At 47.9% G+C, this 21,541-nt stretch carries 24 protein-coding genes; 15 read left to right on the top strand and 9 right to left on the bottom strand.

Translation table 11 applies throughout. From position 1 onward, the window contains the following. Nucleotides 1-219: 219 nt before the first annotated feature. The 4 genes from SFW65_10760 to SFW65_10745 all read left to right on the top strand — a co-directional run bounded on the left by SFW65_10760 (nt 220) and on the right by SFW65_10745 (nt 3,899). Nucleotides 220-624, top strand: a complete 405-nt coding sequence (locus tag SFW65_10760) for a phasin family protein (protein ID MDX1923594.1) — start codon at nt 220-222, stop codon at nt 622-624. A gap of 122 nt (nt 625-746) precedes the next feature. Continuing rightward, nucleotides 747-1,097 (top strand): ATP-dependent Clp protease adapter ClpS, encoded by a 351-nt coding sequence (gene clpS, locus SFW65_10755; protein MDX1923593.1) that lies wholly within the window; start codon nt 747-749, stop codon nt 1,095-1,097. Between the two features lie 13 nt (nt 1,098-1,110). Beyond that, entirely contained in the window at nt 1,111-3,414 is a 2,304-nt protein-coding gene (clpA, locus tag SFW65_10750) for an ATP-dependent Clp protease ATP-binding subunit ClpA (GenBank protein ID MDX1923592.1), read from the top strand. A gap of 20 nt (nt 3,415-3,434) precedes the next feature. Beyond that, nucleotides 3,435-3,899 carry a hypothetical protein gene (locus SFW65_10745; GenBank protein ID MDX1923591.1) on the top strand — a complete coding sequence of 155 codons (465 nt, stop codon included), beginning with the start codon at nt 3,435-3,437 and terminating at the stop codon, nt 3,897-3,899. Here SFW65_10745 and SFW65_10740 read toward each other — a convergent pair whose 3' ends face one another. The 3 genes from SFW65_10740 to SFW65_10730 are packed head-to-tail and all read right to left on the bottom strand — an operon-like array spanning nt 3,900 to nt 7,580. Next, on the bottom strand, nt 3,900-4,652 hold the full coding sequence (locus SFW65_10740; GenBank protein ID MDX1923590.1) for a YebC/PmpR family DNA-binding transcriptional regulator: 753 nt from the start codon (nt 4,650-4,652) through the stop codon (nt 3,900-3,902). Between the two features lie 12 nt (nt 4,653-4,664). Continuing rightward, nucleotides 4,665-6,050 carry a phosphomannomutase/phosphoglucomutase gene (locus SFW65_10735; protein MDX1923589.1) on the bottom strand — a complete coding sequence of 462 codons (1,386 nt, stop codon included), beginning with the start codon at nt 6,048-6,050 and terminating at the stop codon, nt 4,665-4,667. A gap of 18 nt (nt 6,051-6,068) precedes the next feature. Beyond that, complete coding sequence (locus SFW65_10730) at nt 6,069-7,580, bottom strand: helicase HerA-like domain-containing protein (GenBank protein MDX1923588.1); 1,512 nt, start codon at nt 7,578-7,580, stop codon at nt 6,069-6,071. Between the two features lie 101 nt (nt 7,581-7,681). On the opposite strand from SFW65_10730, the gene SFW65_10725 reads away from it, so the two are divergent. From SFW65_10725 to trpS, 3 genes are read left to right on the top strand one after another with little or no spacing between them, the layout of a single operon-like run. Continuing rightward, nucleotides 7,682-8,638: a D-2-hydroxyacid dehydrogenase gene (locus tag SFW65_10725; GenBank protein MDX1923587.1), complete on the top strand. Its 957-nt coding sequence runs from the start codon at nt 7,682-7,684 to the stop codon at nt 8,636-8,638. Nucleotides 8,639-8,640: 2 nt separating this feature from the next. After that, complete coding sequence (gene murJ, locus SFW65_10720; GenBank protein MDX1923586.1) at nt 8,641-10,191, top strand: murein biosynthesis integral membrane protein MurJ; 1,551 nt, start codon at nt 8,641-8,643, stop codon at nt 10,189-10,191. Further along, a complete protein-coding gene (gene trpS, locus SFW65_10715; protein MDX1923585.1) occupies nt 10,192-11,193 on the top strand; it encodes a tryptophan--tRNA ligase in 1,002 nt (333 codons plus the stop codon). Here the strand turns inward: trpS and pgeF are convergent. From pgeF to lgt, 3 genes are read right to left on the bottom strand one after another with little or no spacing between them, the layout of a single operon-like run. Next, a complete protein-coding gene (gene pgeF, locus SFW65_10710; protein MDX1923584.1) occupies nt 11,190-11,963 on the bottom strand; it encodes a peptidoglycan editing factor PgeF in 774 nt (257 codons plus the stop codon). The genes trpS and pgeF overlap by 4 nt on opposite strands. After that, nucleotides 11,960-13,033 (bottom strand): SAM-dependent methyltransferase, encoded by a 1,074-nt coding sequence (locus SFW65_10705; protein MDX1923583.1) that lies wholly within the window; start codon nt 13,031-13,033, stop codon nt 11,960-11,962. Before SFW65_10705 ends, pgeF begins: the two co-directional genes overlap by 4 nt. Before the next feature lies 1 nt (nt 13,034). Next, a complete protein-coding gene (gene lgt, locus SFW65_10700) occupies nt 13,035-13,823 on the bottom strand; it encodes a prolipoprotein diacylglyceryl transferase (protein ID MDX1923582.1) in 789 nt (262 codons plus the stop codon). An 89-nt stretch (nt 13,824-13,912) separates the two neighbouring features. On the opposite strand from lgt, the gene SFW65_10695 reads away from it, so the two are divergent. The 6 genes from SFW65_10695 to SFW65_10670 all read left to right on the top strand — a co-directional run bounded on the left by SFW65_10695 (nt 13,913) and on the right by SFW65_10670 (nt 17,461). Then, complete coding sequence (locus SFW65_10695; protein MDX1923581.1) at nt 13,913-14,281, top strand: hypothetical protein; 369 nt, start codon at nt 13,913-13,915, stop codon at nt 14,279-14,281. A 237-nt stretch (nt 14,282-14,518) separates the two neighbouring features. Continuing rightward, complete coding sequence (locus SFW65_10690) at nt 14,519-15,022, top strand: YbjN domain-containing protein (GenBank protein ID MDX1923580.1); 504 nt, start codon at nt 14,519-14,521, stop codon at nt 15,020-15,022. 71 nt (nt 15,023-15,093) lie between these two features. Beyond that, complete coding sequence (proC, locus tag SFW65_10685; protein MDX1923579.1) at nt 15,094-15,900, top strand: pyrroline-5-carboxylate reductase; 807 nt, start codon at nt 15,094-15,096, stop codon at nt 15,898-15,900. A gap of 2 nt (nt 15,901-15,902) precedes the next feature. Further along, complete coding sequence (locus SFW65_10680) at nt 15,903-16,493, top strand: hypothetical protein (protein MDX1923578.1); 591 nt, start codon at nt 15,903-15,905, stop codon at nt 16,491-16,493. A 96-nt stretch (nt 16,494-16,589) separates the two neighbouring features. Further along, a complete protein-coding gene (locus SFW65_10675; GenBank protein ID MDX1923577.1) occupies nt 16,590-17,054 on the top strand; it encodes a phasin family protein in 465 nt (154 codons plus the stop codon). A gap of 65 nt (nt 17,055-17,119) precedes the next feature. Beyond that, on the top strand, nt 17,120-17,461 hold the full coding sequence (locus SFW65_10670; GenBank protein ID MDX1923576.1) for a tRNA-binding protein: 342 nt from the start codon (nt 17,120-17,122) through the stop codon (nt 17,459-17,461). Nucleotides 17,462-17,472: 11 nt separating this feature from the next. Here the strand turns inward: SFW65_10670 and SFW65_10665 are convergent, their stop codons facing one another. The 3 genes from SFW65_10665 to SFW65_10655 are packed head-to-tail and all read right to left on the bottom strand — an operon-like array spanning nt 17,473 to nt 19,917. Then, complete coding sequence (locus tag SFW65_10665; protein MDX1923575.1) at nt 17,473-17,841, bottom strand: dihydroneopterin aldolase; 369 nt, start codon at nt 17,839-17,841, stop codon at nt 17,473-17,475. A gap of 7 nt (nt 17,842-17,848) precedes the next feature. After that, nucleotides 17,849-19,213, bottom strand: coding sequence for an ATP-binding protein (locus tag SFW65_10660; GenBank protein MDX1923574.1), 1,365 nt, complete (start codon nt 19,211-19,213; stop codon nt 17,849-17,851). A 2-nt stretch (nt 19,214-19,215) separates the two neighbouring features. Beyond that, on the bottom strand, nt 19,216-19,917 hold the full coding sequence (locus tag SFW65_10655) for a response regulator (GenBank protein ID MDX1923573.1): 702 nt from the start codon (nt 19,915-19,917) through the stop codon (nt 19,216-19,218). A gap of 150 nt (nt 19,918-20,067) precedes the next feature. Between SFW65_10655 and SFW65_10650 the strand changes: the two genes are divergently transcribed. Continuing rightward, nucleotides 20,068-21,108, top strand: coding sequence for a rod shape-determining protein (locus tag SFW65_10650; protein MDX1923572.1), 1,041 nt, complete (start codon nt 20,068-20,070; stop codon nt 21,106-21,108). A gap of 248 nt (nt 21,109-21,356) precedes the next feature. Further along, nucleotides 21,357-21,541 (top strand): hypothetical protein (locus SFW65_10645; GenBank protein MDX1923571.1); only part of this gene is annotated, 185 nt, incomplete at its 3' end.

The raw sequence follows: 21,541 nt of genomic DNA, 5'->3' as shown, positions 1-21,541 counted from the left end.
GTGCAAAAAACTGGTAAATGCCTGTTATTTGCACATATTTGATGATTTGCCGTTTTATTGAGGATTAATTGAATGTCATCCAAAACATCTACAAAGAAAACGATTAAATCAGTGCTGCCAGCAAGTAATGCAGCAACATTTGATAAAGTTAGACGTAACGTTGCCAATAATATGACCGATACCATGGTCACAACAATGGCCAGAACAATGGAGACTAAAATGCAGAACGCAGCCGAACATATTGAAAAAGCCAACCGTGAACTTTCTACCCGCCTTGAAGAAGCGGCTCATTTCAACCGCAACAACCTTGATGCAACCGTGCAGGCTGTCAGCGTTATTGCTGAAGGTATCAAGGATGTAAACGAAACTGTTATCAACTCGATCCAGCAATCCCTACAAACCGCAATGAGCACCGGTAAGGCCATGATGGGCGTTAAAAACCTTCGCGACCTGATGGAATTGCAAACCCAGTTCATGCGTACCTCTTTCGATAGCATTATGGCGGATACCACCAAGATCTCCGAAATCGCAGTGCGTTGCAGCAGTCAAGCTGCTGAGCCAATCAGCGCCCGCGTTTCAGAAGTTGTGGAAAAAGTAAGCAGCCGTGCAAACCGCGCCGCATAATTTGCTTATTTCCTAATTATTTACCAAAAACTACATTGAAAACCCCGGTAGAAATACTGGGGTTTTTTATTAGTGCATTATCGGTTAGCTTTTATTTAGGTTTACCCTATATCACTAATAAGATGACAGTAGCTCGTATTACAGCAAATGACGAAAAAGAAGGCGGCGGTGATGCCGGCTTTCAGACCGGTATTGCCGTCAAAACAAAGCCAAAAACCAAAAAGCCAGCTCTTTACAAAGTAATGCTGCTCAATGACGACTACACGCCCATGGAATTCGTGGTGCAGGTACTCGAACAGTTTTTCAATAAATCGCAAGAAGAGGCGACGCGAATCATGCTGCATGTTCACCGCCGTGGTGTGGGACTATGTGGTGTGTTTACCTTTGAAATTGCCGAAACCAAAGTGATGCTGGTGATGGATTACGCAAAGCGTAACCAGTACCCGCTGCAATGTATTATGGAAAAGGAGTAACCGCCGTATGGGAATGTTATCGCCGCGCCTTGAACAGACATTGCATCGTGCCATCGCTTTGGCAAACCAGAACCATCATGAATTTGCAACCCTTGAACATTTACTTCTGGCGCTTACCGAAGATCAGGATGCTGTTGCCGTAATGCGTGCATGCGGTGTGAACCTTGATAAAATCCGCCAGGATTTAAATTTATATATGGAAGAAGAATTATCAGGGTTGATTAACCCCGGTGTTTCTGAAGCCAAACCAACGGCAGGCTTTCAGCGCGTATTGCAGCGCGCTGCCATTCATGTTCAGTCGGCAGGCCGTGAAGAAGTAACTGGTGCAAATGTGCTCGTTTCGCTTTTTTCCGAGCGTGAAAGCCATTCGGTTTTCTTCCTGCAAAGTCAGGATATGACACGCTTTGATGCAGTGAATTATATCTCGCACGGCATCACCAAATCGGGCCAAGGCTCTGCAAAAGCTGGCGCAACGCCGTCTGGCACGGATGAAGATGCAAGCGCTGACCAGAAGGTCAAAACGGGTAAGGATGCGCTATCGGCTTATTGCATCAACCTCAATGAAAAAGCCAATCAAGGTAAGATTGATCCGCTCATTGGCCGGGAAAAAGAAGTGGATAGAACCATTCAAATCCTTTGCCGTCGTTCCAAAAACAATCCGCTATACGTGGGTGATCCGGGTGTTGGTAAAACTGCAATTGCCGAAGGATTGGCGCGCCGCATCATTAAAAACGAAGTGCCTGAAGTTTTGAATGGCGCGGTTATTTTTGCACTTGATATGGGTGCGTTGCTTGCGGGAACCCGTTACCGCGGGGATTTTGAAGAACGCCTCAAAAATGTTCTGCATGAAATCAAGGAAATGCCCGGTGCGATTTTATTTATTGATGAGATCCATACGGTGATTGGTGCTGGCGCTACATCTGGCGGGTCGATGGATGCGTCGAATTTGCTGAAGCCTGCGTTGTCGAGCGGCGAGTTGCGCTGCATTGGTTCAACGACTTACAAGGAATACCGCAGCTATTTTGAAAAAGACCGAGCGCTCGTGCGCCGTTTCCAGAAAATTGATGTAACCGAACCAAGCGTGGAGGATTCGGTTAAAATCCTCATGGGTCTAAAGCCTTATTATGAAAAACATCATGATGTGAAGTATTCTGAACAAGCGATACGCAGCGCGGTTGAGCTCTCCGCACGCTACATTGGTGATCGTAAATTGCCGGATAAGGCAATTGATGTCCTTGATGAAGTGGGGGCTGCACAGAAACTTTTGCCAGCGGCCAAACGCAAAAAGAACATTCAGGTGAAAGATATTGAAGGCGTGGTTGCGACTATGGCGCGTATCCCGCCCAAGAATGTTACGCAAGATGACCGCGAAGTCCTTCGCAATCTCGACCGCGATTTGAAAACCATGGTCTATGGCCAAGATCAGGCGATTGATGGTCTGGTTACCGCGATTAAATTATCACGCGCTGGTCTTCGTGATGCTGAGAAACCGATTGGCTCCTATTTATTTGCTGGTCCAACAGGGGTTGGCAAAACCGAAGTTGCACGCCAGTTATCACGTTCCCTTGGTATCGAGCTGAAGCGTTTTGATATGTCCGAATACATGGAACGCCATAGCGTATCACGCTTGATCGGCGCTCCTCCCGGATATGTTGGGTTTGATCAAGGCGGTTTGCTAACCGATGCAGTAGAACAGCATCCGCACTGCGTCCTGCTGCTTGATGAAGTTGAAAAAGCGCATCCTGATTTATTCAATATCCTTTTACAGGTGATGGATTATGGAAAGCTGACCGATAACAACGGCAAGGCCGTTGATTTCCGTAATGTTATTCTGATTATGACCACCAATGCAGGCGCGGCAGATATGGTCAAACATACCATCGGCTTTAACCGCGAGGTGAGAGAAGGCGAGGATATGGAAGCGATTAATCGCCTGTTCACGCCGGAATTCCGCAATCGCCTTGATGCTATTGTGCCGTTTAAAGCATTGGGCAAGGAAACGATAGGCCGTGTGGTCGAGAAGTTTGTGCTGCAACTCGAAGCCCAGCTTTCCGATCGTCAGGTTACCATCAGCCTTTCTGATGCTGCACGTAACTGGCTCGGCGATAAGGGCTATGACCCGTTATACGGTGCGCGTCCATTAGCGCGTGTCATTCAGGAAAATATCAAGAAGCCGCTGGCTGATGAATTGCTGTTTGGCAAATTGGCCAAAGGCGGCGCAGTATTGGTGGATGTCGCGGGCGATAAGCTGACATTTACCTATCCCGATAAAAAAGAAGAAAGTAAGAAGGCTGCACCTGAAAAAGAGACAGTTTAGCCATGGCTGGACGACGGTTCATGGCCGGTTCTGTTCCGCGCAGCTTGCGCCAGTCCCGCCTTGGTCATATCCCATTTAGCTGCGTCATCGGCAGCAAGCATCAGCGCGGTAAGGATGGTGGCAATCTGGTGTTTGATATCATCATGTTGCCGGAACCCGAATTTAACCGCATGAAAGGTACAGTTGGTGTGCGGCAGGTGGTCGGTCCGGCGTTTAAGGCCGATGCATCATTCCAGCCCGGCTTTGTTATTCAAGATCAGCGGTTTATTGTTGTGCCTGAAGATGCCGTCAGTCCTGAAGCCTATGCCCGCGCGCATTTCATCAAGGAGTTCGGATTGGAGGAGTGGGCGGAAAGTGCGCCGGTTCCTAAATCAAACCCGCCGGAATACGTAAAACAACCGATAACTGATGTGGAATATAAGGTTGTAGATTATGATCCGGCCAAGGACAAACAACGAATAAAAGACGAAATTACCAAAAAGTGACTAGCTGGCCATTTTTTGCAGGACAGATTCATCAATATCATAATTGCCGATGACGTTCTGCACGTCATCATGCTCTTCCAACGCATCCAGCATTTTAATCAGACTTTCCGCTGCTTCACCACCAACGGGGATAAGCGTTTGCGGAACCCATGTTAAACGTGCTGCCTGCGGTGTGCCAAATTTTTCTTCTAATATGGTGCGCACTGCACCCAATTCATCGGTTTCGGTGGTGATATTGTGCGTTTCATCATTACTTTCCACATCATTACCACCTGCTTCAATCACTGCTTCGAGCATCGCATCAATCGTTGCAGTGGCCGCTGGATATTGAATAAGACCATAACGGTTGAACATGAAACTCACAGAGTTAGTGTCACCAAGCGTGCCGCCATTTTTTGAAAAAATCATGCGCATATCTGGCGCGGTGCGCTGCCGGTTATCGGTGAGTGCTTCAACAATAATGGCAACACCGCCCGGACCATATCCTTCATAACGCATTTCTTCGTAATTGGCTGAATCAGCTGCGCCGGGTTGCGCGGATTTAATCGCACGGTCAATTCGGTCGCGCGGCATGTTTACTGCGCGTGCCGCTTGCATCGCAGCGCGCAGGCGCGGGTTTGCCGCTGGGTCAGGCAAGCCGGATTTTGCAGCCACGGTAATTTCCCGTGCAATCTTGTTGAATTGCTTGGCGCGCACCGCATCTTGACGGCCTTTACGGTGCATGATGTTTTTAAACTGTGAATGTCCTGCCATATTCGTCTTGCCTTATAGTGTTTCGGTAATACCGCTTAGTTTTAATTGTTCTATAAGCTCGGCCTTCAGGTTATCAAGCCCTTTTTGGGTTAACGCTTCTGCACGTGCCACCAGCACATCTTGGGTATTGGATGCGCGTAATAACCACCAGCCATCTTTGGTTTTAACGCGTACGCCATCGATATCATTCACATTGGCACCTGCTTGCTTCAACCGCGCTTTGACTTCCTCAACAACCTTGAACTTGCGTTCTTCGCTGCTGTTCACACGGATTTCAGGGGTATTGAACACGGCTGGTAAACGGTCACGCATTTTACCCAGCGAACCGCCTTCGCGGCTGACAAGTCCTGCCAAACGAATACCTGCATACAACGCATCATCATATCCATAATATTTATCGGCAAAGAAAATATGCCCGCTCATTTCGCCAGCAAGTGGCGATTTGGTTTCCGCCATCTTTGCTTTCAATAATGAATGGCCTGTCTTCCACATCAATGCATTGCCGCCATTCGCACGGATATCATCGAAAATGGTTTCGCTGGCTTTTACGTCTGCAATAATCGTTGCACCGGGATGTTTTCTAAGTACATCACCTGCATAAAGGGCCAGCAATTGGTCGCCAGCAACCACACGTCCATGTTCATCAATCGCGCCGATGCGGTCGCCATCGCCATCAAAACCAATACCGATATGCGCTTTGTGTTTTGCGACATGCTTGCGCAAATCGTGCAGGTTTTCTTCAACCGTCGGGTCGGGGTGATGATTGGGGAAGGTGCCATCAATATCATCGAATAATAAAATATGTTCACCCGGCATCTTCGCAGTCATCATACGCAAGATTTCACCAGCCGAACCATTGCCGGCATCCCACACAATTTTTAAATGCTTTATACCGTCATAATCTTTCAAGAGGCGCGCAACGAATAATTCACGGACATCCTTGGTTTCCTGCGTACCAGCGCCTGATATGTATTCGCCTTTTTCAGCGATTGCACCAATATCCTTAATCATGGCCCCGTAAATCGGCCCGATTTTGGTGAGCATTTTAAAACCATTATAATCTGGCGGATTATGCGAACCCGTAATCATTATTCCTGCATCAAGGCCAAAATGTTTTACCGCAAAATACAGCATGGGCGTTGGGCCAAGACCTACGCGCGTCACTTTTGCGCCTGCTGATAACAATCCTTCCAGCAATGCTGCTTCCAGTGTTGTTGAGCTTAAGCGGCCATCATAGCCAATGGCGATGCTTGGTGTTTTGGTATTAAATAATTTACCGATATAGGTTGCGTAAGCGGCGCCCAGCGCTTTTGCATCTGCCGGGAAAAGAGTTTTACCAACAACGCCGCGCACATCATATTCGCGCAGCAGTGTTTTATCGAATTGGTGTGCTTGCATTTAATTTCCTTGATTTGGTTAGCGACTACGAATGGAACCCATAATGCCGCGCATAATCTCGCGGCCAACTTGGCTGCCAACGGAACGCACCACGCTTTTAACAAGCGCTTCGCCAACACCTTGGCGCCGACTGTTTCCGCCACCAGTAAATAGGCCACCTGCTGCGCCAAGTAAACCGCCTAAAATGCCGCCATCTGTACCCGTAGCTTGCTGTGGCATTTGTTGCTGCTGTTGTACGTTTTGTTGAGCTTGTCCAACGCGGCCTGTTAGCCGTTCATAAGCACTTTCACGGTCAACTACTTGGTCATAAGTTCCGGCAAAAGGTGAGGCTGCAATTACCGTGCTGCGATCTGCTGTACTGATGGGACCAAGTTTGCTTAGAGGTAGTTTGACCTTGGCTTTTTCAACGACGCTTGGCGTTCCTTTTTCATCCAAGAATGAAATCAACGCTTCACCAACACCTAACTGTGTAATCACTTCTTCGGTATTAAACGCAGGATTAGCACGGAAGGTTTCAGCAGCTGCGCGAACCGATTTCTGATCCTTTGGTGTAAATGCGCGAAGCGCGTGTTGAATGCGGTGACCCAGTTGACCCAAAATCGTTTCCGGTAAATCCAGCGGGTTTTGTGTGATGAAATAAATACCAACGCCTTTGGAACGGATAAGACGAATGACCTGTTCCAGTTTTTCAACCAGCACCTGCGGCGCATCGTTAAACAACAAATGCGCCTCATCAATAAACAGGGCAAGTTTTGGCTTTGGTTGATCGCCTACTTCTGGCAGTTTTTCAAATAATTCAGCCAACAACCACAACATAATTGTTGCGTATAAGCGCGGCTGGCGCATGAGTTGATTTGCCATTAATACATGCAAGCATCCATTGCCACCTGAATCATTCATCAATAATTCAGTAACATCAAGGGCGGGCTCACCAAAGAACAGCGCGCCGCTTTCATTTTCAAATGTCAAAATTTCACGCTGAATACCCGAAATGGATGTCGGGCTGACCAACCCATAGTGCTTGCCGATTTCTGCAGTATGCTCACTCATATAAGAAAGCATTGCTTTCAAATCTTTCAAATCAAGCAACAGTAACTGCTGATCATCAGCAATCTTGAATGCAATTTGCAGAACACCTGCCTGCGCATCGCTTAAATTCAACAAGCGGCAAAACAGCATTGGGCCAAACTCGCTCACGGTTGTGCGAACCGGGTGGCCTTCCTTGCCATATACGTCCCAGAATACGGGCGCGGGTCCAGTACCTGAATTCGGGGCAACGATGCCGGATAAGTCGCCCTTAACATCTACGCATAAAACAGGAACGCCCGCGCGCGCCATTTGTTCGGCGACGCGTTGTAAGCTCACCGTTTTCCCAGTGCCGGTTGCACCTGCGATTAACCCGTGGCGGTTCGCCATTTTAAGGGGTAGGGAGATGGCACCCGAAGCGCCATCGGCAATCAGCACAGCGCTCCCCGTTACTGTTGCGTTTGGCGCGGCAGTAGAACCACTTGTTGAATCAAAAACACCCATGTTTATAACCCCTGTGACCGAATGTGTAATAAGGACTGGATAATTCTGGCTGCATCATAGAAAATCAGTCCCATTCCCACAAGTGACGACAAACGAGTTTTATGCCCAAAATTCTCATCCCTGATAGTTTTATTGCCCCAATTCCGCCATTACCATTCGATGTCGTGCGCTTTCAGGCGCGCGGTCCAGTAACAGATGGGTTGGATGCCGAAGCATTAGTTGTATGGCGTATTGGCACCACCGTACTACATCCGCTAATTGCACAAATGCCAAAGCTGCGCTGGATACAAACCATGACTGCAGGTGTTGATACGGTATTGTCCGCTCCGCACTTACCAAACGATTTTTTATTGTCAAACGGAAGCAATTTGCATTCCACGCCAACGGCTGAACTTGGCGTAACCTTACTTTTGTCTGCAGTTCGCCAATTACATCGCTGGCGTGATTTACAGCATGAGCATGTGTGGGACAAGGCTGCCTATAATATGCAATTGGAAGGAAAGTCGCTTAATACGCTGGAAGACAGCCGCGTAGTTATTTTGGGAATGGGAACGATTGGCTTGGAAATGGCGCATCGCCTCAAATCATTTGGTGCGATTGTGGAAGGTGTCGCAAGCACTGCAGGTGTGCGTGATGGCTTTACAACCCATGCCGTAACAGATCTTTTGAAAATTGTACCAACCGCAGATGCGATCATTTCCGTGCTTCCCGAAACACCTGAAACACAGGGTATTCTATCGCGTGAATTGATTTATAAAATGCAACCTCATGCGTGGCTCGTGAATATTGGTCGCGGCAGTGCGCTTGATGAAGCGGCGTTGGTTCTGGCATTGAATGAAAAGCGTATTGCTGGCGCAGCTTTAGATGTAACCATGCAAGAACCGTTGCCGAAAGAATCCCCGTTATGGGATTGCAAGAATTTGATTATTTCACCGCACATCGCTGGTGGTGGGCAACGCTTTTATGCAAAGGCTGCTAAACTGTTACAGCAGAATGCAGAAGCATTTGTAGCTGGCAAACCCCTTGCTAACCCGATTGATCCAAAAAAAGGATATTAGGGATGAGCTTTATTAAATCCATTCTCACCGTTAGCGGCATGACCATGCTAAGTCGCTTAACGGGTTTCATTCGTGATACGATGGCAGCTAACATCATCGGCGCTGGCCCGGTGTCAGATGCATTTTTTGTTGCGTTGCGCATCCCGAACCTGTTCCGTTCCCTTTTTGCTGAAGGCGCATTTAGCGCAGCTTTTGTACCCCTCTATTCTAAAGCAAAAGCCGAAGGCGGGCAGGCTGAAGCCAATTTATTCGCGGGCCAAGCCTTATCGGTGCTCATGGCGGTACTGTTACCGTTCACTGTGCTGATGATTATATTGATGCCATGGGCAATGCTTGTGCTCGCTCCCGGGTTTCATTCTCGGCCAGAGGTGTATGATTTGGCTGTAAATTATGCGCGTATCACATTTCCTTACCTGATGCTCGTGTCGGTTGTTGCATTGCTTGCCAGCGTTTTAAATTCCAATCACAAATTTGGCCCCGGCGCTGCTGCTCCAATTGCGTTTAATGTGTTGATGATTGCCGCGCTAATATTAAGTCCGATTATTCATATGGAACCAGGTCTTGCCATGGCCTATGCCGTGCCATTATCCGCGCTTGTGCAATGGGTGTGGCTAGCGGGGCATTGTAAGAAAATGGGCATATCACCAAGCAATCTGATGCCCAAACTAACCACGCGCGTGAAGGAATTATTTGTGCGTATTGGTCCTGGTGCAATTGGCGCAGGTGCTGCGCAAATCAATCTTGCCATGTCCACCATACTTGCATCGCTGTTGCCAACGGGTAGCGTTTCATGGCTGTTTTATGCTGACCGTCTTAATCAATTACCGCTAGGTATCATCGGTATTGCGATTGCAACGACGTTGTTGCCCATTTTGTCATCACGCGTGCAGTCAAAAGACAGTGATGGTGCGCGCCATTACACGACGCGCGCATTGGAATTTGGAATGATATTGGGTTTGCCGGCTGCTATCGGGCTTGGTTTGGCTGCCAAGGAAATTGTGCAGGTGTTGTTCCAACATGGTGCTTTTACGGGCCAAGACACACTCAATACATCTGCTGCGCTTAGCGCTTATGTATTTGGTATTTTGCCATTCATTCTTATTAAAATTCTGAGTACGATTTTCTTTGCGCATCACGATACAAAAACGCCGGTCAAGACCGCAATTATTTCTGTGGTTTTGAATATTCTTTTCGCAATGGGCCTGTTAAAAATTATGGGGCATGTGGGTGTTGCGCTGGCAACATCCATTGCATCATGGGCAAATGTGCTGATGCTGGTTTTTGCCTTGCAGCGCTCTAAACTGTTGCGGCTGGATGCCAGTTTCATGCCGCATATGCTAAAAATCGCGCTATGCGCGGGCTGTATGGCGCTGTTCCTATGGGGCGCTGGACCCATGCTTGATACGCATTTAATGACTGGCGGCAAATGGCTGGATGTCACGCTATTAGGGGCTTATCTGACGAGCGCTTGCCTTGTCTATGTTGTGGCATTACAGCTAACAGGCGCAATGACGTTAAAAGACGTTATGAAGATGATTAAAAGAGAGAATTAAATGAAGCGTATTTTTTCTGGCATGCAATCCACCGGACAATTGCACCTCGGCAATTACCTTGGAGCCCTGCGTAATTGGGTAAAGTTGCAGCAGGATTATGAATGCTTTTATGGCGTGATGGATTTGCATGCGATTACCGTTCCGCAAGATCCCCAAAAGCTTGCACAAAATACGCGTGAAGTTGCGGCGGCTTTTTATGCAGCTGGCATTGACCCTAAGAAATGCGCTGTTTATCCGCAAAGCGCTGTGCCCGAACACACCTATTTGAACTGGATTTTGGCGAACCATACGCCTCTTGGTTGGTTGAACCGCATGACGCAGTTCAAGGAAAAGGCATCGAAGAATAAAGACCAGGAAGTATTGGGGCTATATGCATATCCTGTTCTCATGGCGGCAGATATTCTGATTTACAAGGCAACCCATGTTCCAGTGGGCGAAGACCAAAAGCAACATCTGGAATTGTCACGTGATATCGCTGGTGCGTTTAATCGCCATTACGGTGTTGAGTATTTTCCATTGCCCGAACCCCAAATCATGGGCGAAGCAACGCGTGTGATGAGCCTGCGTGATGGCACCAAGAAAATGAGCAAATCGGATGAAAGCGATTATTCACGCATCAATTTGGTTGATAATGCCGATGCCATCGCAACCAAAATCAAAAAGGCAAAAACAGATACTTTGCCTTTCCCGGCAACACTGGATGAATTAAAGACCCGTGCGGAAGCGGATAACCTTGTGACCATCTATGCAACGCTCAATAACGAAACCAAGGAAGTAGTGGTCAACCGTTTTGCAGGTAAGACGTTCTCTGAATTTAAAACCAGCCTGATTGAAGTGGCAGTTGCGAATTTGGCGCCAATTACCAAGCGTATGGCGGATTATATGGCGGATCCTGCAGAAATCGACCGGATGATTTTGAAATCATTGTTCCGCGCGCGCGAAGTTGCTGAAAAGAATTTAAAAGAAATTAAGCAAATTGTTGGGCTGTGGGCAGCCGATTAGCTTAAGCAAATCGCGCTCATCTGCACGCCGTTTTGCAAATCATCAAGTAGCGTTCTGCGACGATAGCTGAAGAAGCGTTTTTCATCGCTCACCGTATCCAGCGCGATCGAGTGATTATAGGTAATGCCCGCTAATGCCAGACGTTTAGCAGCATAACCTGGTAAGTTGAACATATAATGCCCTTCCCGTGCGGCGGGCTTGAACAATGAACGATTTGTTTGGTCTTGCGTCAAGAATGGTTCGATAAATTCTGGGCCAACCTCGTATGAACCTTGCTGAATACATGGGCCGATGCAGCTATTAATTGCATCGCGGTTACCCCCTAATGCTTCTATGGCCTCTATCGTTGCTTCTAAAACGCCGCTGATTGCACCTTTCCAGCCGCAATGCGCCGCGCCAATAATGTGTTTTTCCGGTTCATAAAATAAAACCGGAGCGCAATCGGCAGACATTACTGCCAGAATAATCCCTTTTTGCGCAGTTACCATCGCATCTGCTTCGGGCCGCGCATGGCGCTGCCAGATTTCTGTAACGGTGATAACTTTATTGGAATGGATTTGTTTGCAGAATAAAAGTTTTTCTAATGGCTGGGAAAACTCATCTGCAATCCGGCGTTGGTTTTCATATACATTATCCAGTAAGTCGCCACTACCTATTCCGCAATTCAATCCTTCAAAATAGCCATGGCTTATGCCACCTACGCGCGTAAAGAAGCCATAGCTCGCAGCCGCAGGAGAAAAAGCAGGGGTTGTTAGAAAGGGAGTACTCATGCTTCGCATCCAATTGGCGGGGCCATGGTTTTATGATAATGACACATCACTTTAAATAAATGCCCCATTTGCTCCGATGCGGTAAGGCGGTGCAGGGCAGCATCAATCTGTTCCTGCTGTACCTGCGTTGCGTTGGCTTTTAAACGCTCTGCCCTTGTCTGTATGCCAAGCGTTTGCAAAAAATCCCCCATGGGTTGCAGCGCAGAACAATGAATACCCGTGCGCAATGCAATTGTTTCGAACGGTGTGAAATCCACATGCGCTGTAATATCAGTATCGCCAATATGCTTAAAGACCGGTGACATTTTTTTATCAAAAATTGCCTGCACGGTATTGGCAAGTTCAGGCCCTGCATACCCATAATCAATAATCAGCGCAGCACCACCTTGTATATTCAATTGGCTGTCAAATGCTTCAATCCATTCATTCGCGCAAGTATTGATTTCTGCAATGGCGCCCACAGGTGCTTCTTGGAATACAGTATCGCTAAATAATGATTGGTGTTCTTTTTTGGCTGGAAGCACCGCATAGGCAAAATTGTTTTCCACCAATCCAACTGCACGCATGCCCCAGCCATTCACGGTCTTTACAAAAGGCTGCACCGCAAACGCATCAAAGAATTCATTGCAAAACATAATCACGGGGCCGTTCGGAAAATCACGTAAATCGGCTACCCAGTTGGCATTTTGCCCATACAGCGTTGCCTGTTGCTTTGCCTTTAAATACGGGCTTTTTTCAAGCATATAGCATTGCGCCGCGCTTAAAAATTCTGGCGCGACTCTTGCCGTGCGCAACACATCGGCCATCAATGTCCCGCGTCCCGGGCCACATTCCAATAAGGTAAAACGATCAGGTGAGCCAAGCTTTAGCCACACATCAATGCACCACAGCGTGATCATCTCTCCGAATAGCTGGCTGATTTCCGGTGCGGTTGCAAAATCTTGCAATGGGTCATGGGTATTGTAATAGCCAAGCGTAGGGTGGAATAAGCATGTTTCCATAAAACGGGCAAACGGCATCGCGCCATGGGTGTTGATGTCATCACGAAGCAGCGATTCAAGATCATTCATGTTATGCAGCTTTTAATCGGCTTTTCCATACCAGCCATATGCCAAAGGCAATCATGGGAATGCATAGCAATTGTCCCATGGTCGTGCCGCCCGCTAAAAAGCCGATTTGCACATCCGGTTCGCGGAAGCATTCAACAAAGGAGCGGAAAATGCCGTATAAAATTAAAAACATACCGGACAGAAACCCTTCCCGTTCGCGTAATGTCTTGTTTTGCGTGAGGATGCCCAGAATAACTAGTAATACAATGCCTTCTAATGCCGCTTCGTATAATTGGCTGGGGTGGCGCGGCAAATCACCGCCACGCGGGAATACCATTCCCCATTCCACATCAGTAGTGCGCCCATACAGCTCACCATTAATAAAATTCGCAATTCGTCCGAAGAACAATCCAATCGGCGTAACGCATGCCATGATATCGGTCATGGCAAAGAACCGTAGCTTATTCACACGGCAGAATAAAAGCGTTGCGATAATCACGCCAAGCAATCCGCCGTGGAATGACATGCCGCCATGCCAAATCATCAGCGCGTCGAGCGGATGGGTTAAATAAAAATCGGAATTATAAAACAGCACATAGCCAGCGCGCCCGCCCAGCAAAATGCCCAGCACAAGCCAACTGATAAAATCGGTGAAATGCGCAGGAGTGGGGCCAGTTTGCGCTTGCGCTGCCAATTTCTGGGCATAGCGCCAGCCAAAAACAACCCCCGCGATATAGGCAAGGGCGTACCAACGAATAGCCAAAGGGCCGATTTGCAGGGCAACAGGATCGATGTTAGGAAATGTAAGCATTGTGTATTATATACAGCATTTTCCGGAAAAGTGGATACCGGTTTTCCTGAGAAAATGCGATAATACAAAGAGCGATTCAAAAAGGAGTGATGACCAGCATGAAAGAACGACTATTAGGCCGCATAGCCCCCCTTAGCGCAAAACTGGGAAAAATGGGTAGTCAGGTTTTTACATCGGCAACAGCATTGCGTCAGGAAATTGAATCGCTCAGCATCGAACGTCTCGAGCGCCTGGCGCGCAATTTAAATCTCGCGAAACGCAATGAATTTGAATCGCTACAAGCCATGGTCAAGGAGATGCGCAATGTGCAGGAAGAAATCCGCACACGGCTCGATGTATTGGAGCGCGCCGCAGGTATTAACAGTTCATTAAGAAACAAATCAACATCTAAAAAATCATCAGGCAAATCGCCGGTCAAATCGCGTGCCAACTCAGGCAAAAATCGCGTCGCCAAATGAATCTTTTGCGAAATTAGTGAGCATACGAGTCAAAAGAGTCACAGCGGCTCGGCGAAGTGTGATTCAATAGACACGCTTCGCGAATACCGTGAAAAAATATTGTTCACATCCCTTGCGGCGCAGATTCAGCTTATGTCACCTTGGCTCTCAGTTTGGTGCGTCGCGTCGCGGTGACCCGAACAAAAAATCAAAATAAATCGCCGATGTTCAGGGCTGGTTTTTAGGAGCAGTAAATTAATGTCCATGCAGTTGCAGGAAAAACAGCCGCATCACCCCAACCCACTCGATATGGTGGAGGAAATCGTTCTTGCCAATCAATGGCACTTCGAACGTGCCCATGATGACGAGCTAGTCGTCGAAATGAATGGCGCATGGTGCAATTACCGTTTGTATTTTCATTGGCAACGCGACATCTCGGCGCTGCAATTCACCTGCCAGTTTGATATGAAGGTGCAAGATCCACGCGTTCAGTCCACCTATGAACTCGTTGGCCTTATCAACAATCGCTTATGGTTTGGCCATTTCGATTTATGCGCCGAAGAAAAAACCCCGTTATTCCGCTATACCAGCCTTTACCGTGGCTCGCACGGTCCGGCGCTGGAACAGCTTGAAGATATGGTGGAAATCGCCATTACCGAAAGCGAACGCTTCTACCCCGCATTCCAATATGTGATTTGGGGCGGTAAAAACCCTGAAGAAGCGATGACCGCCGCAATGCTCGATCCCGTTGGTAGGGCATAAGGGGCTCACCTTAATCCTCCTGATTTCCTAATCCTCTTCCCTTCAGTGGGTTAGTGCGCCTATAAATAGGCATGATAAAGAATCTTGTACTTGTCGGTTGTGGTCACATGGGCTTTGCAATGCTACAGCCCTGGGTCAATAAACATGCCGCTGAAAATATCTGGGTTGTTACCCCTGATGCTGCATCGCTGCGTGGCATGCAGGAAAAAGAAGGGGTGCGCCATGTGGCCTATCCCAATACGCTGCCATCCGATGTAAATCCAGATGTAATTGTGTTTGCGGTAAAACCGCAGATTCTTGAAGAGGTGATTGCTGAATATACCGCTTACCGGCATAGCCTTTTCCTTTCAGTTGCTGCTGGTAAAAAGCTTGATGTCTATGAACGCAAACTAAGCCCAGCGGCGCGGATTGTTCGCGTCATGCCCAACTTGCCTGCCAAAGTGGGGGAGGCTGCAACCCTTCTGGTTGCCAATTCGCAAGTCACGATGGTCGATATCAAAAACACCGAAAAATTATTGGGTATGCTTGGCACCACTGCATGGCTGAAAGACGAAAGCCTGATGGATGTCGCAACGGCATTATCCGGGTGTGGCCCTGCCTATTTTTATTTACTCAGCGATATTTTAGGTGAGCTCGGGGCAGAAATGGGACTGCCCAAGGAATTGTCAACCGCGCTTGCAAAGCAAACCATGATTGGCAGTGCGGGATTGTGGAAACAGGAAATGCTTCCAGCGCATACGATGCATCAGAATATCGCGGTAAAAGGCGGATTGACCGAAGCAGCTTTGCAGGAACTGATGCAACAAGATGAGCTAAAATCACTGATGCGCAAGGCATTGATCGCAGCCAGCGAACGCGGCAAAAAACTATCGGATTAAGCATGGCTACCAAAAAAACCAAAACAGCAAAAAAAAATGCGCCGGATTTTTATGCGCGCTTTTTTGCATTGGTAGAAAAGCGTGGTTGGTTTGCTCTAACGCTTCCAGAAATCGCAAAAGCAACCGGCGTTAGTCTTTCGCAGCTTTTGGAAACGTATGGCGATAAATCCGAAATCCTCACGCAGTTCGGCAAAAAACTTGATGTGCAGCTTGCGCACACTGCCGTCAGCAGTGACGAGCCATTGAAAGACAAATTATTCGATGTGGTGATGCAACGGTTTGATGCGCTTGCGCCATACCGCGCAGGTTTGATTCGACTAGTTGAAGATATGCAATCGCACCCGATTAGTGCGGTGGTGCTATGTCTTGAAACAGTATGTGGCTTTACCCGTTCTATGGCCTTGATGTTTGAAATAGCGGGTATATCAACAACAAATCCGCGTGCGGTTTTTGGGGTTGTAGGGCTGAAAATCGTATATTTATCAACATTACGCACATGGAAGTATGATGATAGCGCCGACCTTTCGGCGACTATGGCAACGCTTGATCGCGGTCTTACCCGCCTGGTATCCATGTTGCGTTTTGATAGATAGCTTGCGTTATTGTGCATCCCCAGAAAGACCGTGACTTTTTATGTGTTTTCGGGCATAAAATGGGTCAGCTAACACACCTTAAGGAGCACTATTCCTATGGCAAAGCCAAACGCAACTAATTCGAACAACGAACAACCTTCAGCAAATGGGTTTACAAACATCATGGATTTTTCAAAGTTTATGCCGAATATGACAGCCATTCCCGGGTTTGACATGGAAGCCCTCATGCAGGCACAACGCCGTAACGCGGAAGCATTTACACAAGCTGGTCAGCGCGCGTTACAAAACATTCAGGCTATCATGCAACGTAGCAATGAAATGGCACGTGAAGGCTGGCAGGAAACATCGACTGCCGCTGCACAAATCATGTCTTCAGGCACACCTGAAGAAAAACTCGCCAAGCAAACCGAAGTGACCAAGGCATCCATCGAAAAAGCTGTTTCAAACAGCCGTGAGCTGACCGAAATGCTTACCAAATCCAACATGGAAACCGCTGAAGCCTTAACCAGCTGCTTTACTGAAGCAATGGATACTGTACGTACCGCTTGCTCACGCAAGTAATGCAAGCGAAAACCAATTTAAAAAGCGCGGTGTAATACCCGCGCTTTTTTTATGGAGATATCTAAATGACCGGCGTAATTAGCTATGATGATTTCATGAAGGTGGATATCCGCGCCGCGACCATTATCGCCGTTGAACCGTTTCCCGAAGCGCGAAAGCCTGCCTATAAACTCACCCTCGATTTTGGTGAAGCGATTGGCATTAAAAAATCATCTGCGCAAATCACCGCTCATTATAAAATGGAAGAGTTGATTGGGCGGCAGGTTATGGCGGTTGTCAATTTTTCCAAGAAACAAATAGGCCCGTTCATGTCGGAAGCGCTTACGCTTGGTGCGCCCGATGAAAAAGGCGAAGTTGTATTACTTGGAATCGATAAAAAAGTCCCCAATGGCGGCCGAATGTTTTAAATGTTTATGTTTTAGTAATCGCCGGTTTTGCGCTCGATAATCACGCCGCAGCTTTCTGTGCCTGGTAAAATGCCCAGCTTTTCCAATTCAACAATCACGCGGGTTACTTTCTTATCCTGCAAGCAATTCTGTGCAATACGGTCTGCCAGCGTTTCGATTAATGCTTCATGCTTGATATCAATCAGCGCCTGAAGGTTATTCTTATGTGCTTCGTAATCCACGACATCCGCCACCTTCTTGGATGAAAAGCCAATCGTATCATGTTGATACAATGTGATGTTCAGGCGGATTTTTTGCTTCTTGTTTTGCTCATGCGGGTGAATGCCAATAGCGGCATCGACAACCCAGTTCTTGATATAAATCGTACGCTCGCGTGACATGACTTTCCTATAAGGGTAAACGAAGAATGGCACGAAGGCCACCGTGTGGGCTGTCATCCAGCATCACGTCACCGCCATGGTGATGCGCGATATCCCGCGCAATGGTCAGGCCAAGCCCGACGCCACCGGTTTCAGGATTACGCGATGTTTCAAGGCGGGTGAATGGTTTGAATACTTCTTCGCGCTGGTCTTTCGGGATGCCGGGGCCGTTATCATCAATCATGATGTTAACGAATTTCTTGCCTTTTTCCGTTTCTATCCATACTTCCTTGCCATAACGCGCTGCATTGCCAATCAGGTTATTTATCGCACGTTTAATCGCAGTGGTACGCACAAATACAGTGACGTCATCGGGCGCATCCAAATGGATTTCAACATTGGCACGACGCGCGGAACTAACGACATCGGTTAGTAATTGTTCAAGTAAAATAGGTGTTGTCTCTTCGGTGTCATCCCCACGGGCAAAGGATAAATAGGCTTCAATCATCTGCGACATTTCTTCAACATCGGTCTTCAATTCATCAATATCGGGGCTATTAGGCATCAATTCCAATTGCAGTTTCATACGGGTAAGGGGGGTGCGCAAATCATGCGATACGCCATTAAGCATCGCGGTGCGCTGTGCCACTTGCCTGCGTAAACGGTCACGCATAATCATCAGGTTAATCGCCGCTTGGCGCACTTCAGTCGCGCCTTCTGGCCTGAAATCCGGCGTTTCTTCGCTTTTACCCATTTTTTCAGCAGCTACAGCAAGGCGCGTAATTGGACGGATTTGATTGCGTAAAAACAATATGGCGATAACCGAAAGCAATAACGATGTGCCAATCATCCATAGCACAAAAAATGATGTGGTCGGGGTATAAACTCGGCGTTCAGGAAAAACAACCGATAGCACGCCCTCATCCAATTGTACGTAAATCGAAATTTTCTCTTGCGCATAGCGTAAATCAAGCGCAAATCGGTAACCGATTTTTTCGCGCAAGGCTTTGAGCAACATTTGGCTCAGGATTGTCGAATAATCCCCGCGCATAGGGTAATCTCTAATCGTTTTACCCGGCAAATAATCCAGCGTGAGATAAAGATTATTTTCAACGCTTTGCTGTACACGTTCAATAACCTCATGCGGGTCTTCTTGCTGCATACGTTCAGCTATAACGGCAATTTCTCCAGCCAATGCAAACGCAAGGCGGTTGGCAACGGTTTGCCAATGGCGGTCATAAAATACATAAATCGCCAATGCCTGTGAAAGTACAACCGGCACCACCAAAATCAGCAACGCGCGCCCATAAAGACCACGTGGCAATATCCGCTTAATCATGCGCAAGAATGCCAAATCAAGTCGCAGGCGGCTGAAAAAAGATGTTTTGGGCATGCTTATTTGTCCCGTTCTGGTAATAGCATATAGCCCTCTCCACGCACGGTGACAAGATAGCGTGGTTGTTTGGGGTCTGGCTCGATTTTACGGCGAAGACGTGTAACCTGCACATCAATTGTCCGGTCGTTTATGGGCAATGTGCTGCGCAGAGCCATGTCCTCGCGGCTGATGGTTTCGCCGGGCGTACGGGCCAATACTTTCAAAAGGCTGGCTTCCACATCTGTCAGACGTTGGGTGCCGCTATCGCCGCGCAGTTCACCACGTTCCACATCAAACTGCCATTTACCAATCCAGATTTCTTTTTGTCCGTCTTTTTCCTTGGGAACACGGCGTAAAATAGCATCAACCCGCAATACCAATTCGCGCGGTTCAAATGGTTTAACCAGATAATCATCACTGCCAGCTTCCAGTCCTGAAATGCGGTCTTCCTTTTCACCGCGCGCAGTTAAAAGGAGAATAGGCAAGTGCTTCAAAAATTTGTGCTGGCGGATTTTACGCGTGAAACTGAACCCATCTTCGCCCGGCATCATCACATCAACGACCATCAAATTGACTTCAACCGTTTCCAGTTTTTGCGCAGCATCCATAGCGTCATGTGCCGTGGTAACCAGATAGCCATGATCGATAAGGTATTTGCGCAATAGCTCGCGCAATCGTTTGTCATCATCCACGACCAGAATATGGGGTTGCCAACTAAGCAATCAAAACTCGCTAAAAACGAGGGGTAAAAAAGGCGTCTTTTTCATACTGAAATTTTCCTGAACTCGGGCTAGATTAGAGGGAATCAGAAGGCTTGCCTATCCCCTCTAACCTTTTGATTTTATACCACCTCTCTCAGGATATCGCGTTCTATGTTCGGCAACTTGTTCGGTTATTTTTCTTCCGATATGGCCATTGATCTTGGTACAGCCAATACCCTTGTATACGTCAAAGGTAAGGGTATTGTTTTGAATGAGCCATCAGTTGTCGCGCTGCAAACGCTGCGCGGAAAAAAACATGTTCTGGCGGTGGGGAATGCCGCCAAGCAAATGCTGGGCAGAACGCCAGGAAATATTCAGGCCATTCGCCCGATGCGCGATGGCGTAATTGCTGATTTCGAAGTTGCCGAAGAAATGATCAAGCATTTTATTCGCAAGGTTCATAACCGGAATGCTTTCAGCAGTCCCGAGATTATTATCTGTGTGCCATCCGGTGCAACCGCGGTGGAACGTCGTGCCATCGGTGAATCTGCCGAAGCCGCAGGCGCGCGACAAGTATACCTGATTGAAGAGCCGATTGCCGCTGCCATTGGCGCAGGCTTGCCGGTGACTGAACCAACCGGTTCGATGATTGTCGATATTGGTGGTGGCACTACCGAAGTTGCGGTGCTGTCACTTGGTGGCATTGTATATGCGCGTTCGGTGCGCGTGGGTGGCGATAAAATGGATGAGGCGATTATTTCTTACATTCGCCGTTACCATAATTTGCTGATCGGTGAATCGACCGCTGAACTCATCAAGAAAACCATTGGCGCGGCATGCCCACCCGAAAAAGGTGAAGGCGAAAAGATGGAAATTAAAGGCCGCGATTTGATTAACGGCGTGCCAAAAGAAATCATCCTTTCGGAGCAGCAAATTGCAGAAAGCCTGCAAGAACCAGTAAGCCAGATTGTGGAAGCGGTGAAAGTGGCGCTCGAATGCACCCCACCAGAACTTTCAAGCGACATCGTCGATAAAGGCATTGTGCTCACCGGTGGTGGTGCGCTGCTGCGCCGCCTTGATTTGGTGCTGCGCAATGCAACGGGCCTTCCTGTATTTGTGGGTGAAGATCCACTCACCTGTGTGGCGCGCGGAACTGGCCGTGTGCTCGAAGACCCACGCCGCTTCAAGCATGTGCTCTTCAAACAAGACTAAAAACAGCTGCACACATTCTTTTCTTTTGGCGATAAACGCGTGAAGCAAAACTTTCGCGGGACGCACATACGCATATGTACGCTTGCGTTTCCACGATTTTTGCTTCACGCGTTTATCGCCAAAGCCGCTACGCTTAAAAGCTGTGTGCAATTGTTTCATATTTTAAGAAGTTTCTGTGAAAGCGCGCTTGCAGTCAGCCGACTACCTGCTAAAAGTACTAGAGGTCTGTTTTTAAAGAGGAATAATTCATGCCCGTTACGCATAGCAGAGGATTCTCATGGCTTGCGTTGCTCGGTATCTTCCGGCGCTTGTCGCTGTTGGTACTACTTGGTATTGCGTTTGTCATCCTGGCGCTGCAAATGGCGCGCCGCGATCGCTTAGAGGCACTGCGCGATAATGCGGTAAATGTGCTGACCCCGGTGCTTGAGGTGCT

The organism is Alphaproteobacteria bacterium (assembly GCA_033762625.1).
GTDB lineage: Bacteria > Pseudomonadota > Alphaproteobacteria > UBA9219 > RGZA01 > RGZA01.
The sequence above is the reverse complement of the archived record's forward strand: the minus strand, read 5'-3'. Positions and strand labels throughout refer to the sequence as shown.